Origin of the sequence: Clostridium sp. RTP31139st1_H3_RTP31139_211217 (assembly GCF_040227035.1) — a bacterium.
Classification (GTDB): domain Bacteria; phylum Bacillota; class Clostridia; order Clostridiales; family Clostridiaceae; genus Clostridium; species Clostridium saudiense.
Window position 1 is genome coordinate 50,364 of the sequence record NZ_JBCOAB010000004.1, and the last position, 17,579, is coordinate 67,942.

General features: G+C 27.1%; 16 protein-coding genes and 1 other RNA gene. 5 read left to right on the forward strand and 12 right to left on the reverse strand.

What is annotated here, in order from left to right; all coding sequences use genetic code 11:
* Window positions 1-105: 105 nt before the first annotated feature.
* Genes ABUA17_RS03140 through ABUA17_RS03150 form a run of 3 tightly spaced genes read right to left on the reverse strand, consistent with a single transcriptional unit; the run spans window position 106 to window position 2,631 of the window.
* The gene (locus tag ABUA17_RS03140; protein WP_195951146.1) at window positions 106-1,494 is read right to left on the reverse strand and encodes an aminopeptidase; all 1,389 of its coding nucleotides are present in this window, start codon (window positions 1,492-1,494) and stop codon (window positions 106-108) included.
* A gap of 14 nt (window positions 1,495-1,508) precedes the next feature.
* Complete coding sequence (gene hprK / locus ABUA17_RS03145; RefSeq protein WP_042396113.1) at window positions 1,509-2,423, reverse strand: HPr(Ser) kinase/phosphatase; 915 nt, start codon at window positions 2,421-2,423, stop codon at window positions 1,509-1,511.
* 13 nt (window positions 2,424-2,436) lie between these two features.
* Complete coding sequence (locus ABUA17_RS03150; protein WP_042396116.1) at window positions 2,437-2,631, reverse strand: DUF896 domain-containing protein; 195 nt, start codon at window positions 2,629-2,631, stop codon at window positions 2,437-2,439.
* A 300-nt stretch (window positions 2,632-2,931) separates the two neighbouring features.
* Here ABUA17_RS03150 and ABUA17_RS03155 point away from each other — a divergent pair, with 300 nt between their 5' ends.
* Entirely contained in the window at window positions 2,932-3,141 is a 210-nt protein-coding gene (locus ABUA17_RS03155) for a hypothetical protein (protein ID WP_042396119.1), read from the forward strand.
* A 44-nt stretch (window positions 3,142-3,185) separates the two neighbouring features.
* Here the strand turns inward: ABUA17_RS03155 and ssrS are convergent.
* The 4 genes from ssrS to ABUA17_RS03175 all read right to left on the reverse strand — a co-directional run bounded on the left by ssrS (window position 3,186) and on the right by ABUA17_RS03175 (window position 4,688).
* Window positions 3,186-3,365, reverse strand: a non-coding RNA gene (gene ssrS / locus ABUA17_RS03160) — 6S RNA.
* A gap of 61 nt (window positions 3,366-3,426) precedes the next feature.
* On the reverse strand, window positions 3,427-3,828 hold the full coding sequence (locus tag ABUA17_RS03165) for a hypothetical protein (protein ID WP_042396122.1): 402 nt from the start codon (window positions 3,826-3,828) through the stop codon (window positions 3,427-3,429).
* 20 nt (window positions 3,829-3,848) lie between these two features.
* Window positions 3,849-4,121, reverse strand: coding sequence for a DUF1292 domain-containing protein (locus tag ABUA17_RS03170; protein ID WP_042396297.1), 273 nt, complete (start codon window positions 4,119-4,121; stop codon window positions 3,849-3,851).
* A gap of 54 nt (window positions 4,122-4,175) precedes the next feature.
* On the reverse strand, window positions 4,176-4,688 hold the full coding sequence (locus ABUA17_RS03175; protein WP_042396126.1) for a SprT-like domain-containing protein: 513 nt from the start codon (window positions 4,686-4,688) through the stop codon (window positions 4,176-4,178).
* A gap of 117 nt (window positions 4,689-4,805) precedes the next feature.
* Here ABUA17_RS03175 and ABUA17_RS03180 point away from each other — a divergent pair, with 117 nt between their 5' ends.
* The gene (locus tag ABUA17_RS03180) at window positions 4,806-5,432 is read left to right on the forward strand and encodes an NUDIX hydrolase (RefSeq protein ID WP_042396131.1); all 627 of its coding nucleotides are present in this window, start codon (window positions 4,806-4,808) and stop codon (window positions 5,430-5,432) included.
* Between the two features lie 31 nt (window positions 5,433-5,463).
* On the opposite strand, the gene ABUA17_RS03185 is transcribed toward ABUA17_RS03180, so the two are convergent.
* Window positions 5,464-7,164, reverse strand: coding sequence for a YrzE family protein (locus ABUA17_RS03185; protein WP_055277883.1), 1,701 nt, complete (start codon window positions 7,162-7,164; stop codon window positions 5,464-5,466).
* A 308-nt stretch (window positions 7,165-7,472) separates the two neighbouring features.
* Here ABUA17_RS03185 and ABUA17_RS03190 point away from each other — a divergent pair, with 308 nt between their 5' ends.
* Both ABUA17_RS03190 and ABUA17_RS03195 read left to right on the forward strand, forming a co-directional pair.
* Window positions 7,473-7,748, forward strand: coding sequence for a putative Se/S carrier protein (locus ABUA17_RS03190; protein ID WP_042396137.1), 276 nt, complete (start codon window positions 7,473-7,475; stop codon window positions 7,746-7,748).
* 28 nt (window positions 7,749-7,776) lie between these two features.
* Complete coding sequence (locus tag ABUA17_RS03195; protein ID WP_055277884.1) at window positions 7,777-8,913, forward strand: aminotransferase class V-fold PLP-dependent enzyme; 1,137 nt, start codon at window positions 7,777-7,779, stop codon at window positions 8,911-8,913.
* A 216-nt stretch (window positions 8,914-9,129) separates the two neighbouring features.
* On the opposite strand, the gene ABUA17_RS03200 is transcribed toward ABUA17_RS03195, so the two are convergent.
* Window positions 9,130-11,166 (reverse strand): coiled-coil domain-containing protein, encoded by a 2,037-nt coding sequence (locus tag ABUA17_RS03200; protein ID WP_195951147.1) that lies wholly within the window; start codon window positions 11,164-11,166, stop codon window positions 9,130-9,132.
* A gap of 60 nt (window positions 11,167-11,226) precedes the next feature.
* Window positions 11,227-12,378 (reverse strand): hypothetical protein, encoded by a 1,152-nt coding sequence (locus ABUA17_RS03205; protein ID WP_195951148.1) that lies wholly within the window; start codon window positions 12,376-12,378, stop codon window positions 11,227-11,229.
* 165 nt (window positions 12,379-12,543) lie between these two features.
* Here ABUA17_RS03205 and ABUA17_RS03210 point away from each other — a divergent pair, with 165 nt between their 5' ends.
* A complete protein-coding gene (locus tag ABUA17_RS03210; RefSeq protein ID WP_042396148.1) occupies window positions 12,544-13,470 on the forward strand; it encodes a hypothetical protein in 927 nt (308 codons plus the stop codon).
* A gap of 183 nt (window positions 13,471-13,653) precedes the next feature.
* On the opposite strand, the gene helD is transcribed toward ABUA17_RS03210, so the two are convergent.
* Both helD and ABUA17_RS03220 read right to left on the reverse strand, forming a co-directional pair.
* A complete protein-coding gene (helD, locus tag ABUA17_RS03215; protein ID WP_042396150.1) occupies window positions 13,654-15,939 on the reverse strand; it encodes an RNA polymerase recycling motor HelD in 2,286 nt (761 codons plus the stop codon).
* 267 nt (window positions 15,940-16,206) lie between these two features.
* On the reverse strand, window positions 16,207-17,562 hold the full coding sequence (locus tag ABUA17_RS03220) for a PFL family protein (RefSeq protein WP_042396154.1): 1,356 nt from the start codon (window positions 17,560-17,562) through the stop codon (window positions 16,207-16,209).
* Between the last annotated feature and the right edge of the window lie 17 nt (window positions 17,563-17,579).

Below are 17,579 nucleotides of genomic sequence, written 5' to 3' on the forward strand. Positions count from 1 at the left end.
TCCAAGTAGGAATTGAATCTAATGTAACTATCTTTGTAATTATATATATCCTACCTTATTTCATTTCAAATAAATTTAGGTGCCGATTATATCGACACCTTTTAATTATTCCTCTACTAAAAATGCTTTATATCCATTCTTAGTTTCAAAAATATCTACTTTACTAGAAACTTCCCATGGTGCATGCATATTTTGTAATGCTACACCACAATCTATTACTTCCATATTATATTGAGCTAAAATATAGGCAATTGTACCTCCGCCTCCTTGATCAACTTTACCAAGTTCAGCTGTTTGATAAGATACATTGTTTTTATCCATTATTTTTCTTAACCATGCAATAAATTCAGGATTTGCATCATTACAACCACTCTTACCTCTTGCACCAGTATATTTACTAAATACTAACCCCTTTGCAAAGTAAGCAGTATTCTTCTTTTCGCATGCTCCTGGATAATTTGGATCATATGCAGCTGTAACATCAGCTGATAACATCAATGAATTTTGAAGAGCTCTCTTAAGCTTTAATTCACTATATTCTCCCATTCTATCCATAACTTCTGCTACAGAATTTTCAAAGAATCTAGATTGCATTCCTGTTGCACCAATGCTTCCAACTTCTTCTTTATCTACTAATAAAATTACAGATGTTTTTTCTACAGAATCAACTTCTAGTAATGCCATTAAAGATGTATATGCACAAATTCTATCATCTTGCCCATATCCCATTACCATACTCTTGTCTAATCCTAAATCTCTAGCCTTTCCAGCAGGTACAACTTCAAATTCAGCAGAAATAAAATCTTCTTCTTCAAAGTCATATTTATCCTTTAAAAGAACTAAAATATTTTCCTTCACAGCATCTTTTTCTTTTCCTTCTAGTGGAATATTCCCAACTAAAACATTTAAATCTTCTCCAGCAATTACTTCATTTGCTTTCTTTTGTAATTGCTCTCCTGATAAGTGAACTAAAAGATCTGAAATTCCTAGTACTGGATCATTGTCATCTTCTCCAATAACTACATTTATTTTTGTTCCATCTTTTTTTACTACAACCCCATGTAATGCAAGTGGTAATGTAACCCATTGATATTTTTTAACTCCACCATAATAATGAGTATCCATTAATGCTAAATTTCCATCCTCATATAATGGGTTTTGTTTTAAATCTATTCTTGGTGAATCTACATGAGAACCTATTATTCTCATTCCATTTTCTATACTATCATTTCCAATTAAGTATAAAGCTAAAGTTTTATCCTTATTATTAGCATAAACTTTATCCTCTGCCTTTATCTCTTCATTGTTTTTGATTATATCAGCTAAATTTCTATATCCCTTTTCTTCTGCAAGCCTAATAGCTTCATGTATACATTCTCTTTCAGTCTTTCCCACTGATAAATAATTCTTGTACCCTTCACAGAAATCAAAAATTTTCTCTCTTTCTGCACCACTATATTTTAACCATGCATTATTTTTTATTTCATTACTCATATAACTAGCCCTCCTTATTCTTCCTCGTTAATTTCACACATTCTTTGCTCTATAATATCTACCGGAGTAACATCTGACATTAATGAATGCCTGTAATTACCTGCTGCTGCTTCTATAATAACAGCAATATTTCTTCCTGGCCTTACAGGTACTCTTAACCTTCTAACCTTTACTCCTAATATTTCTTGTGTTTCTTTATCGATTCCTAACCTATCATAATCACCATCATCTTTCCAATGCTCAAAATGCATTAAAAGATTTATATCCTTTGAAGGCAAAATAGAGCTTAATCCATATAATGAAGAAATATCAATTATACCTATTCCTCTTACCTCTAACATACCTATTGTTATTCTTGGTGATGTACCAATAAGACTCCCATCTATTTCTTTTATATCAACAGCATCATCTGATACTAATCTATGTCCTCTCTTAATTAACTCAAGTGCAGTCTCGCTTTTGCCAATTCCACTTTCGCCAGTAATTAAAATACCTATACCATATACGTCAACCAACACACCATGCAATCTTGTTTCTGGTGCAAGCTTTCCTGCTAAATACATAGTTAGCTTACTTATAAACTTTGTCGTAACAACGTTTGTCCTTAAAAGCCATGTTTTGCTTTTTTTAGCTACCTTTAAGAATTCACTATGCGGTTCTAAGCCTCTAGTCATAATGACACATTTTGAATTGAAACTAAAATATTTATTAACCCTTTTTCTCATTAATTCAATTCCCATATCATCTAAAAAGCTCCATTCAGCTTTACCAATAACCTGTATTCTTTCTGGTGCAAAGTAATTATAAAAACCAGCTAACTGTAAACCAGGTCTATTTATATCGTTAACAGGTATTTTTACATCCTTTTCGCCTTCAACTAAAACTTCTAAATCAAAATCTGATATTAATTTCTCTACAGTAACTGACAATATTAATCACCCTCTATTTTTTCTTATTCTTAAGTTCAACACCCTCTAATTGCGCTCTAAGATTTGCCTTATAACTATCTATATATCTTCTTCTTAGAATTTGTTGTTCTTCCTTTTCTAATTCTGTTAATCCTTCTTCCTTACTCTTCTTATATAATTCATTAATTCTAACTACTACATCATCCATTTTTGCTTTTGTATAATCCATTTTTTACTTCCTTTCTCCTTATAAACAATTTAAAATCTTACTAATACTTATTTTACATTTATTTCTTTTTAATATCAACTCAAAGATTTAATATTTAATTTTTAACTTTTTTTCGCCAAATTAATTACATATATCATTTATAATTACATATTTTAGTCTTTACAATTTTAAAATTAAGATACATACAAGTATATGTAATCACTTTTTGTATTTTTTTGTATATATTAAATAATTTACTTCCTTTGTTCATATGATATAATAATTCATATACTGTTAAAAAATTACAAAGGAGGTATTTTTATGAATAAAAAGCAACTAAAAAGGACAATTGTTATAGAAAAATTAACTTTAAACTTTCTTTTAAAATTTTTATCCCCAACAAATTCTCTTATTGTATACATATCTCAAATATTAGACAAGCACGTATGGAGATATCAACATCTCATATATAAAAATTATAAAAAGAAACATTCAAGAAAATATGCTATCAAAAAGTCAAAAGCTGCTTAGAATAAAAAAAAACACCTCATATAAATGAGGTGTTTATTTTAAAACTATCTCCCAACATGCCGGTCGCTTAAATATTCACACCTGCAGCTCGCAGGTGGGTTCTGCTCAACTTGCTTCAGCCATCTTCTACTAAATCGGAAGCCCGACATCCACAAATGTGTTGCAAATCCCGTAAATATAATGTAGGTTGAACATCATAAGCTAAACGCACATCTCAGGATTTCATGATTTAATTATATCAAATTTTAATCAAAATGCAATGTAAATATTAACCTATTTTTTCTTTTATTTAGACAAATATTCTCTTACAACTTCTTCAATAGCAACATTACTTTCTTCTTCTGTAAATAATGCCATAAATTGAACATAATCACTTGTTTTCTCAGTCATTTGGAATGCCATCATTTCTCCTTCAAGATCAAGAGATTCGATTATTTCCTCAATTACTTCTAAAACTTCATCATTTGCAAAATCATAAAGATATGGGAAATAGTATTCACTATACCATTTAGCACTAAATTCCTCTTCTTTACTTTCTTCATTTGCATAAGCTTTTGCGGCATCTTGTAAATCTTTATCAAAATCAAAGTAGAAATTCACTAAAATATATTCTTCTGTATTTTTTAAAACTTCTACATCTGATAAATCATTTTCTTTTAAAATCTTAACAATTTCTAATTCTTGCACAGTTCTTTCTCCTCATACTATTAGTATAATAGTTTATTATATTCTTTTTTAACAGCTATGAACTCTTTATCATCTTCAACTAAATTCAATTCTTGCTTACCATCTACTTCGTCAATTCTAAATACGTAAATATCTTCACTATCTTTTTCTTCTACTGGTGCTAACAGTAAGTACTCCTGTTCACCTAAAAAAATTCTTGCAACTGCTTCAAATTCAACTTTATTTCCGTTTTCATCTAAAAAAGTCATGATTTTAACTTCTTCATTTTCGCTCTTTTTTATATTTTCACTCATTTATTGATTCTCCTTTATTTATACACTATTCTATTTTATAACTCTTTTAATATACTACATAAGATTATCACAGTAAAGCCTAGCATTACAACACTTGGATATATAAGAACTAACCTTCCTTATAGTAGCATCTTTTCTTACATGTACACAAACTAATTTTCTACATTTACTACAATATATCTTATATTTATATTTTTTATTATTATTTTCTTCATTAAAATATTTAAAAGTAGTGTTATCTGAGATACCACTAGCTAAGCAACATTTCTTAAAAAATTTATTATGACCATTGCTTTTATTTGTGCTCAAATCGCAATAATAATGTAAATACTCATGAATTATTACTTCTCTAACCACTTCTTTTGAGTAACTACCATTTATTAATGTATAAGCAAAAACAAACTTAATTGGTATAATATTATTCCCATTACGTTTATAAAAAAATGCTCCCATTCTTTTTGTAGCTCTTTTTGATATTTCAATTTTTATATTACATGGATAATTCCATCTACTAGCTATTTCATCAATAACTAATTTTATATCATCTACTGTCCATATCTTGTGCATTTATTACTCCTAGACATAGCATACTATTTTTTAGTATACTTTTATTTTAGTAATGAATTTATAATTTTATTTGAATATAATATATATTTTTTTAATAAAAATAATTAGGTGATTTTTATGAGTAATACTATAAACAACATTTTTTCAAATTACAAGCCTTATATTAATGGTTGGGAAAACTTCAAACGTGCCTCAGTTACAATTCCAATTGTTAATTACAATGATGAACCCCACATTTTATTTGAAATTAGGGCTAAAACACTTCGAAGCCAACCAAGTGAAATTTGCTTTCCTGGGGGTAAAATAGAAAAAGATGAACATCCATTAGATACTGCAATAAGAGAAACATGCGAAGAAATTGGGCTTTGTGAAAATGATATAAATATTATATCTCCTTTAGATTTATTTATTTCTCCATTTGATATACTAATTCATCCTTATTTAATAACAATAAATAATTTAAACAATTTATCCATTAACTCTACTGAAGTTGAAAAGGTTTTTTTAGTTCCTTTACAATACTTATTAAATCATAAGCCTACTAAATATATTAATAAAGTTAATATAACACCTCATGATAATTTTCCTTATGATTTAATTCCAAGCAAGCAAGATTATAAATTTAAAACAGGTTCCTATGAAATTTTGTTTTATACTTATAATGAGTATGTTATTTGGGGACTTACTGCAAAAATTTTATTTAACTTTTTATCAATTTTAAAACAAAGTAACTATCAAGTATAACCTTGATAGTTACTTAAAATTTATATTTTATTTATTGTATATCAGTTGCTGCTTCAGTATTATCCTCTTGTACATTTAAATCATTATTATCATTTGCTTTACCTGCTTCTTCTAAAGAGGATTCACTATTATTATCTATATTACCTCTTAAAGATAAATTCTCGAAAGAATTAGTAATAATATACTGTCCATCACCAACTTGTATAAATTTAATAGCTACAGTGTCTCCAACTTGTGTTAAAGCAACTTCTCTTGATGTTTCAGTTGATACAGTAAAGAAATTATCTTGTCCTTTTAATTTAATATCATAAATACTTGTTCCTTCTTTAACTACTAAACCAATCCTTTCAACTTCACCTGATAAAGCTTCTTCACTATTACTTCCTTCTAAAGAAATATTTGTATTAGTTAACGCTTCTAAATATCTGTTTAGAGTTGATTGCAATGTATCTCCAACTGCCACTGTATTATAATTCTTTACATTTACCATAGCATATTGTTTAACAAGTCCATTTGAATCCTTTAAAGTCATGAAATAAGTTGGTTCAGATTGTATATTAATTAAATATGGGAACGTTGCTGTATAACCATATTGTTGTACTTTTCCTTCTGCCGACTTCATACTTGCACTTTCTGTGGCACCAGCAGTCTTATACATTGTAGTTTCACCAGTTCTAGTATTAGTTAACATAAATCCAACTAACCCCTCATCATTACCTACAGACGTAATTCCTGTATAATAGTAACAAATATCATCGTTAAATATAATATTCATACCTGGAGTAGTTTTTAATTTATCTTTATCACTAAAGTTAAATATACCATGAACTAATTCTCCCCACCTATTTAAATAATTATTTATATAACTTGTAGGCTGTATTCTATCTACCCAGCTTGGTGTATTTTCAATATCATAAATATTAGTTTCACCTGTTTGAGCATCTATTATTTCTGTTCCTATAGCTTTTTGTTCTGTTAATCCTACTGCATTATCATATCTTGTTATTACCCAGTAAGGTCTTCCATCATCATCTAGTTCAAAAGTATAATCAGTATGACCTGCTGTCATATCTTTTAAATAAGCATGTCTATCTAAATCACTAAATAAATATGCTGATGGAATATATTTTAAATGTATTTCTTCCCCATTTAATTCAGTTACCAATTGTACATCATTTTGATTTGTAGCACTAACTTTTATATATCCTTTAGTTCCCTCATGATTAGTTAACCATTTGAAAAATGAAGAATGCTCTAATGGTCCAACATAATAAAGCTCACCATTCACACTTTGCAATGATAAATCCCCTATTGTAACTTGACTTCCTAAGCTAGGTATCTCCCCTAACTTTTTATCAGCAAGCTTATAAGCTAACTCCTTATCTATAATTGGTAATTGATTTAAATCCATATGCTCTATCTTGCTTGTAAACTCGATTTCTTCAACATCTCCAATTAAATTTCTATGAGCACTTGGCATTATAATTGGACTAAACCCTACCATTGCTACAACATATAGAATCCCTACTATAATACCGCTAGTTATGTATTTTTTATTTAATGTAATTACACCATATCCAATTGTACATAATACAAACGGTATTATTAAGACTGCACAACTTAATGAAAAATCAAAAATTAGTTTACTATTAAATAATAATAATATTCCAATTACTATATAACTCCCTATTAGCCATTTTAGATATTGTTTTAAACTTCCTTGTACTTTCATTTTTATCCCTCCATATGAATATTATATTATCTTATTTAATCGAATGCAATACTTTTTAAAAAGTTTATTTCTATACTTTAAAAAGGTATTTATTAACCTTTGTATTCAGTTTAAATTTTTCATACCAGATTATATAATCTTTTCCTCTATAAAAAATTCATATATATATTATTGACTTAATAGAAATATAATTCGCTTATTTATATAGGTTTTATTATCTAGCCATTGAACTTTTCTTATCATTTCTTACACTGAATTTATATACTATGAATATACTATTATAAGAAATCACACTAGGGGGAGATAAAATGATTGAGAAACCGGTATATATAATAACCTTTGATTCCGCAAACTATAGCATGTATTTATATAAATTACTAAAAGAACAATCAATAAAAATTTATATGATTCAAACCCCTTGTTGCCTTTCAGCAGGCTGTGCACGTTCTATTGAAGTATCTGAAGATAAAATAGATAATGTTATAGAAATTATAAAAGATAAAAATGCACCTATTCGTGCAATTCATAAAAAATATGTCAATACAAAAACAAAACGATATGTTTATGAAAAAATTGACATTTAATTATCAATAATATAAATTAGGAGGATTTATGATATATTTAGATAATGCTGCAACAACCTTTCCAAAACCAGCAGAAGTATATAATTCTGTAGATGACTGCTTGCGAAATTATTGTGCTAACCCTGGCAGAGGATCTCATAATTTATCAATTCAATGCGAGGTCAAAATATTTGATTGTAGAGAAAGGCTTTCTAAGTTATTAAATATAGAAAATCCTCTAAACATAGTGTTTACCTCAAATACTACTGAGGCTTTAAATTTAGCTATTAAAGGTATATTAAAACCTGGAGATCATGCTATAACAACAATGATTGAGCATAATTCAGTATTACGTCCATTATATACATTAAGAAAAAATAATGTTGAAACAACAATAATTCCTGTTAATTCACTAGGATATTTAGATATAAACGATATAAAAAAATCTGTAAAAAAAAATACTAAAGCCATAATAATAAATCATGGTTCTAATGTTTTGGGTACAGTTCAAAATATTGAGGCCATTGGAAATTTAGCTAAATCATTAGGAATTTTCTTAATAGTCGATGCTGCTCAAACAATTGGTTATATCGATATAGATGTAAAGAAAATGAACATAGATTTATTAGCTTTTCCTGGTCATAAATCTTTATTTGGATTACAAGGAACAGGTGGTTTATACATTTCCGATAATATAGATATTCCTTCATTAAAGGAAGGTGGTACCGGAAGTAATTCTGACTCATTTATTCAACCTAACTTTTTGCCAGATAAGTTTGAAAGTGGTACTTTAAACACCCCTGGAATAATAGGATTAAATGAAGGTGTAAAATTTATTTTATCTAACGGACTTAGTAATATTAGGCATCACGAAACTGAACTTATGGTGTATTTAACCAATGAATTACAAAGCTTATCCTTCGTAAAGCTCTATGGAGAAACAAACCCTTTACTAAAAACTCCAGTATTATCATTTAATATTGATAACCGCGATAGTTCTGAAGTTGGGCAATATTTAAACTCATTAAACATTTACGTACGCACTAGCTATCATTGTGCTCCTCTTATTCATAAAATAATTGGCACAGAAGGCATAGGCACTGTTAGGGTTAGTCCTGGATATTTTAATAATTTTAATGATATAGAAAGTTTTATAGTTGCAATTAGAAATTTATATAATAAGTAATAAATAATTATAATCTTATTCTATCTAGTAATACTATAGATAATTGAGAATGTAGATAATTTTGTGTAATATAACCTCTTATAAATCAAATATTACTGGAAATTTTGATTCCCAGTAATATTTTTTATTATCTCTAAATACTAATTTTATATTTTGGCATACTATAAAATAAAGGGAGATATATTCCCCCTTTATTTTTATATATTAAATTACTAACTACATAAATCCATTTCTAAGAATTCTATTTAATTCTCTTACTTTATTATTTAACACTTTTATTTCATTTACATATATAGCTTTTTCTTCTTTTGCATTTTCAATAATATCATTTAACTTGCTTAATTGGAGCTTTAATTCATCAATCTCATCCACATATTCTTTATTTTCTATCTTTATTTTATTAAGAAGCTTATTTAATCTACTAACTTCTTCACTGTTTTTTTCCTTTAATTGATCATTCATTTCATTTACTCTATTTATTTCTTCTTTATTTTCAGTTAATATATTATTAAGCTCTTCTATTTTATTATTGTAATCTTTAATATCATTTTCATATTTATTTATAGCTTTATTTAATTTTCCTATTTCTTCTAAATTGATATCTATAGTTTCTTTATCAATTTCCTTATTACTTTCTAACTCCTGTATTCTATTATTGTAATACTTTTGATCATTTTCATATTTACTTATAGATGCACTTAAAAACTTAATCTTTTCTAAATTTTCTTCTATTATCTTTTTATCAATTTCCTTATTATTTTCTAATGTTTGTATTATATTATTACAATATTCATTTTCATGCTTATACTTACTTATACTTTGTTTCAAGCTTTCTATTTCATTTACTTTACTTTCAATTTCTATATTAACCTCTTCTTTTTCTCTTTCTAGTTCTCTAATTTCATTTTCATATGTATATAACATGTCTTGTCTTTCAATCAATAATGATTCAAATTCACTTATTTTTATATTCTTCTCTTCTAATTGATCATTTAAATCATCTATATTATTTAATAGTTCTTCTCTATCATCATCAAATTGTGTAAATTTACTCATAAATTTATTAATAATTTCCTCATAACCTGTTATTTTGTCTATAAGCTTATCCACATATTCCTTATCTATTGTCTTTTCTTTCATTTCATTTTTCAACTCTTCTTCTGTCATTATTACATCACTTTCTATAGATTCACTTTCTATAGATTCACTTTCTACAGAATCACTCTGCTCTTGAGGTAATTCAATTACCTTTTCTACCTTAATTTTTTCTGCATTATTTTCAATTAAATCTATATCAGTATATAATTCACCTTCAATTGTTTTAATAATAATTATTGTATTCTTTAAGATTTTTCTATCTGTTTCAAAATAATATTTTTCTATACTATCTACATTCTGTAAATTTACTTCTAAACTTAATTTAGCCTCGCCCTTACTATTAACTTCTCTTATCTTAGCATTTTTTTCATCTATAGTTATTATATTAAGCCTATCATCACCAATTATAGATATGTCAGTATACTTTGCATTTTCTGTCATCTCATCTATAATTCTTTTTCTTATATCATTCTCCCCAACACCAAATACTAAGTTTATATTATTACTTTTTCTAAAAGTATAAGTATATGCTATATGTTTATTATTTTTTATAAAATTAATATCTTCTATTAATTTCGGATATGCATCTAATACTATAAAATCAGACCAATTATTCTTTTTTTCATCAAATAATCTATACCCAATATAATTAGGTGTTCCTAATTTTACATACGCTACCAATAACTTATTATCTTTAACATTTAAAATATATGGTATTTCTGGATTAACATCTAAAGTATCCATACTGATATCAGCTGATAGTAATAATTTATTATTTAGCCTTCTAAAACATAATACATTTACATTATTTACTTCTTTAATATAAAAAATATTTAACATATTATTTAAGGATGCTATTTGAATTGATTTATATTTTGATACTAACTTAGTTAATAAAATTGGACTTTGAAGCTCATCATCAATTAATTTGCATAAGATTAAATCTCCATTTAAATTAATATAAATGATTGCTATACTATTATCTAAATTTAAAATTACATTATTTAAAATTTTGCAGTCATTTATTAAAGATTTTTCATAAATTAATTGATGTTCTTTATATTGTGATATAAATATCTCTTTATCATTTCTATAAAAACAATTTATTTTATCTTCTTGTTCAATACAAAACCTTTCCAAATCATATACTTTCATTTTATTCCCCCACAATATTCCTATTATAAGCTATGCTTAATTAAAAATATTTGATACTTGTTATCTTTTATTTAACAATTCACCTATTAATCTATCTTTTTCATCAATTATTTTATTTAATTCATTAATTCTTCTTAAATATTCATTATATCTCTTATTATATTTTCTAGTTAGTTCACTAATTTTATTTATATACTTAATTTTATTTTCAATAGTATTTTCACCACTTATATTTATTAGGTTATTTTCACTTTGAATATTATTATTATTTTCACTATAAATATAATTTGTAATAATATTAGCATTAAAATAAGTATTGATTTTTTCTGCCTTATTATTTATTACCTTAATAATTGAAGCACTTATTGGTTTATTTTTATATAAATTAAAATTCCACTCTTTTAAGTTTTCTGATTTTGCTGTATTAATTCCTTTTTCATCTTTCCAAACAACATATACTTTATTCATAAATGTTGATATTATTGGATCCTTTATATTTTTAGGTAAATCTAAGCTTATTTCATCTTTTAATACTTCATCAACTTTATCTAAATTTATATTCCTAAATTTTAATTCTAAATTATTGCTTACTTTTTTACTATAGAACAATATTGGTTGTTGTTCATATGTTATTAATGAAATATTTTTAGCATTTGCCAAGTTAAAACTTGTCGTAATATTTTCATTTAATAAATCATAAATAACATATTCATGATTTGGATTTTCTTCACAAAGTAATATATATGCCATATCCTCATAGGAATAAACCATATATGGTTTGCTGCTGCCGCTAGAAATTCCATCTGATATTATTCTTAAGTTATTTGATGCTGCTATTTTATTATTATAAATTAATGCCTTAGTTTTAGTTTTATTCCATCCTCTAAAAATTAGATTAATTTGCTCTTTATTTTTGATGTTCATTTCTAATAAATCAATACTATTACAATACTTACTTGTCTCCATAGAAAAATGTTTTTTTAACTTTATTTCTTCATTATATTTTAAACATATTTCTATTAGTGAAATTCTATATGTTTTATCATAAAATGCTATCCATATAGAGTTATTAAAATATTCTAAACAATAATCTTCTATCCCACTACTCAACTCTAGTACTTTATTTGATACTGAACAATATAAATTGTTTTGATCCATAAAAATTTTATAAATCTCTTCTTCATAATTAATGAATTTTACTTTTTTAATCATAATATCACCTTAAATTATTCTATAGTAAAAATATGTATTTATTTTTATGAATATGTATTAAATTTATTGATAATGAGAGTATAAAAGTATTTTTCACAATTTATTATCCCCCTCATATTATAGTATTAGATTAATCTTAATCTAGAATTTAAGGAGGATATATATATGTCACAAGACAATTTTAATGTTGTTCAATCTGATACACTCTATGATGAGTGTTTAATAGCTAAAAAAATATATGGAAGATGTAAACAACAAGACTGCTTAAAACCAATATGTGGTCCAATGATGCCACCTCCAATGCCATGCAGTATGGATTGCTCTGATTCATCAGATGATCCAGGACCAGTAATGCCGGATCCTTGTCAAATCATTCCTATACCTTCTAGTATGTTAAATGCAGAAAGTTTATCAAGTGCTAGCGGAAGTCCAATTATTGGTACAATTACTCAAGGAAATACTATTATTTTTGATAGTACAGTAAAAAGTCTTTCTTTAACTAATTTTGCAACTAGTATTGCTGCCAAAGTAAATCCTCAAGGTCAATTTAATATTCCTGGATTTTATGATGTTGTAGTAACTTATACTTTCACTTACTATTTACAATTATTAGATAGTTCTGGTAATGTTTTAGCAGTAACAGTAACTGGTGGACCTTCTGATCTACCTGATAATACTATTCCAGCTTATACAGTTTATACTAAGAAGATTTCATTAGAAGGTGGTTGTGTAGATGATAATACTACAGTTGTAACCTTCGATTCTATAACTGGTGAAGCTTCACAATCAAATACTAATAATTTACCTGAAGTTTATGTACAAGCAATTGCAAACTCATTAGCAAATACTATTTGTAAATATCCTGTTTCAACTACTCCTGGTACAGCACCTACTGTATACGGCCGTGCTGATATCATAATAGGTTTATTTACAATCATTGAATTATATAGGATTACAAATATGACTGTTGTCACAAGTGACATTGGTGAAATACCTCAATGTCAACCATCAATTGTTAATGATCCTTGTGCAACATTTAATCAACTTTCATTCCCATATGATGATTTTAATCCACCATATAGTAATTGCTAATTTTCTTAGCAAACTTAAGGTATCTATAAGGCAGGATAAAAAAAATCTCTACATGAAGGAATTAATTTCTTTCATGTAGAGATTTTTATTTTTGTTAACATTTACATACAATGTATACTATATACAAAAAGAACAATAAGATAATTACTTTTACCATATATCTTATCGTTCTTATTATTTAAATTAATTCATAAATATATTCTTTGATAACTCATCTTCCGCAATTATATACTCATTATGAAGAGCTCTAGTCAAAGCTACATATAATAATCTTTGATTCAATGTATTATTTGGATAATTCTTTTCTGTTGGATTATAGATAATAGTACCATCAAATTCTAATCCCTTTGTTAAATAAGTCGGAATAATTACTATATCTGTATGTGCTGCTTCTTTCTCATTTCCTTTTATCAAAGTATATTCTAAGTCAGTATACTTCTTCAATTCCTTATCTAAAAGCTTAGCTTCACTATAAGTTTTAGTTATAATTGCAATGCTATGTTTCCCTTGAGAATTTAATCTCTTTACTATTTCATCAATTAACTTTACAGATTCTCTTCTTGATACTGATTTTATAATTTGAGGCTTATCCCCATGTCTTAATACTGGTTTTGCACTCTTTATATTTAATTCTTGTGCTTTTAAAGCTGAATTAGCAAATTCTATTATTTCGACAGTTGAACGATAACTTTGACTTAAAGAAATAAAGGTTGCTTTACCATCAAATACTCCTTCAATTATATCTTCCCATCGTCTAATTCCTTTATAATGATATATTCCTTGAGCTAAATCTCCTACTAAAGTTAATGAGTTTCCTTTAGTCATATTATTGATTAAATATATTTGAAGAGGACTATAATCTTGTGCTTCATCCACAACAATATGCTTAAACTTATTTTTCTCATCTATACCTTCTAGCATCATATGAATATAAAATAATGCTGGTAAGTCATCTTCATCTATTATTCCATTTTCATGATTTCTAATAACATCATTTTTAATATATTCTGCTAATTCTGCAGGAATTCTATTAGCAGTGGCTATTTCAAACACTTGGTCATCTTCAAATAACTTATAATAAATATCACTACAAGTTATACCTCTCCAATGCTTAAAATAATCATTCATTACTTTTTTAGAATCATGGTTAACATGTTCTTTTAAGCTATCTCTTTCGTTATATATTTCTATTAATCTATGTCTTCTTTCTTCACCATCATTCATTCTCTTTTTTATTTCTCTAATTTTCAAATCCCATTCTCTATCAATTTGAATAAGAAGACTCGATATCCTTTCTTTCAATTTTAAACTTAGATATCTTTTTATTTCATCTTTTCTTTTGTTTATAGGATAATTTGAAAGGTCCTTTAAATAAAGTCTCATTATTTCTCTCTTTGAAAATAAGACATAACCTGAAATTAATATATCATCTATTTCTAGTGAACTTCCTTCTAATAGTGCTATGTATCTATCTATTATTGTTTTAAAAGTTAAATTCCCCTTTACTCTAGAGGAATCAATTATAAATTGCTTTTCTACATTATCTTCAATTTCAATAAGTTCTTTTAATTTATCATCCTTAGTTTTAATCTTTCCTCTTAACTTTAACTGTTTCATAACTAGCTCTTGAAATGTTGTTTGCTTCACATCACTCGTTCCCAATGTAGGAAGAATATCTGAAATATAATCTAAAAATAATTTATTTGGTGCTAAAACTAAAATATCTTTACCATCCATAGACTCTCTATATCTATATAGTAAATACGCCAATCTATGTAATGCAACTGTGGTTTTACCCGATCCCGCTGACCCCTGAACTATTATAGGTAAATTTTTAGGCCATCTGATTATATCATTTTGCTCTTTTTGAATTGTTGCAACTACTTCTTTTAGCTTCTTACCACGACTTTCTTCTAAATTAATCTTTAAGAATTCATCAACAAGTCCAGAACCTTCTTCACTATTTATAATAATCTCGTTTGTAGCCTCATCAAAAATTCTATCTATATTTTCATATTTATATAAAAATTTTCTTTTTAAATTCAAATCGCCTTCAATAACTCCCATTGGAGCCCTATAATATGCTTCTCCACCTGTACCACTATAATAAAGATCTGCTATAGGCGCTCGCCAATCTACAACTATTTCTTCACCATCATAAGTTGATGTTATTCCCTTTTTACCTATATATATCTTTTCTTGGTTTCCAAACTTTTCATCAAAATCAACTCTACCAAAGTAAGGATTTTTTATTGCCTCTTCATAATTTTCTATTTCCTTCTTTAAAAGATTATATATCTTTTCTGTATTTTCTTTTTCTTGACTATAACTTCCTTTAGCCTCTTTTGTCACTACTCTTAATTTTTGTTCTATTTCTTCTTGATACTTTTTCTTTTGTTCTACTTCTTTTAATATATCTTTACGCTTTTGTTCAAGAATTTCTTTCTCTAAAGCTAAATTTTCATTCATTTGTTCTCATCACGACCAATCTATTTTTTTCTAATATTTTATGCAACATTTAATAATAATCCACTATCTTTAATTTGTATAGTGATAATTATTTATAGTATTGCCTATTTTAAACACTTTTATTTTGTCTTTTCCAAATTTTATTATATTAAAAATATTAATTACTGTCCAAATCCCTTATTATAACATAAAAAATAGAGATATATAATGAAATATATTAATTTATAACTAATAAATTCATGTGATATCTCTAAATAATAAAATGATTTAATTCTTAAATGAATGTATCGGTGCTGGTATTCTACCACCTCTTTGAATAAAATCGAATGAAGAATATTTATTTACTTGCATTACAGGCGCTCTACCTAATAATCCCCCAAACTCAACCATATCACCAACTTTGCATCCTGGAGCTGGAATTATTCTAACAGCCGTAGTTTTGTTATTTATAACTCCTATTGCACTTTCATCTGCAATCATAGCCGATAATGTCTCTGCAGATGTATCTCCTGGAACTGCAATCATATCTAATCCAACTGAACATATTGCTGTCATTGCCTCAAGTTTTTCTAAATTTAATGATCCATTTAAAACAGCATCTATCATGCCGGCATCTTCAGATACTGGAATAAATGCTCCACTTAACCCGCCAACATGACTACATGCCATTACTCCACCTTTTTTAACTTGGTCATTTAATAATGCAAGCGCAGCTGTGGTTCCATGTGTTCCTACTACTTCTAACCCCATTGCTTCTAATATATGTGCAACAGAATCTCCAATTGCAGGTGTTGGTGCTAATGATAAATCTACTATCCCAAATGGTGTGTCTAATCTTTTTGAAGCTTCATGTGCAACTAATTGTCCAATTCTTGTTATTTTAAATGCTGTCTTTTTAATAGTTTCAGCAACTACATCAAAGCTCTCTCCTTTTACCTTTTCAATAGCTCTTTGAACTACTCCAGGTCCACTTACTCCTACATTAATAACCCTGTCAGCTTCTCCTACCCCATGAAAAGCTCCTGCCATAAAAGGATTATCTTCTACTGCATTTGCAAATACTACAAGCTTTGCACATCCAAACCCCTTTTTATCTGCAGTTAAATCAGCAGTTCTCTTAATAACTTGTCCCATTTCTTTTACTGCATCCATATTAATACCACATCTAGTTGAACCCACATTTACAGATGCACATACTTTGCTTGTTTTTGCTAAGGCTTCTGGAATTGAATTAATTAAAATTCTATCACCTTTAGTATATCCTTTATGTACTAGTGCTGAAAATCCTCCTATAAAATCAATTCCTAATTCATGAGCTGCCTTATCTAATGTTTCTGCAAATTTTACATAATCTGTTTCATCAGTTGCACCTGCTATTATAGAAATTGGTGTAACAGAAACTCTTTTATTAACTATTGGTACTCCAAATTCATTTGCTATTTCGTTTCCTACCTTTACCAAATCTTTAGCACATGTAGTAATTTTATTATATATTTTTTCCCTAGCTTTATCTCCATCACTATCTATACAATCTAAAAGAGAAATTCCCATTGTTATTGTTCTTATATCTAATTTCTCTTCCTCAATCATTTTAATCGTCTCTAAAATATTATTTGCATTCATAATTTTCCTCCATTAAA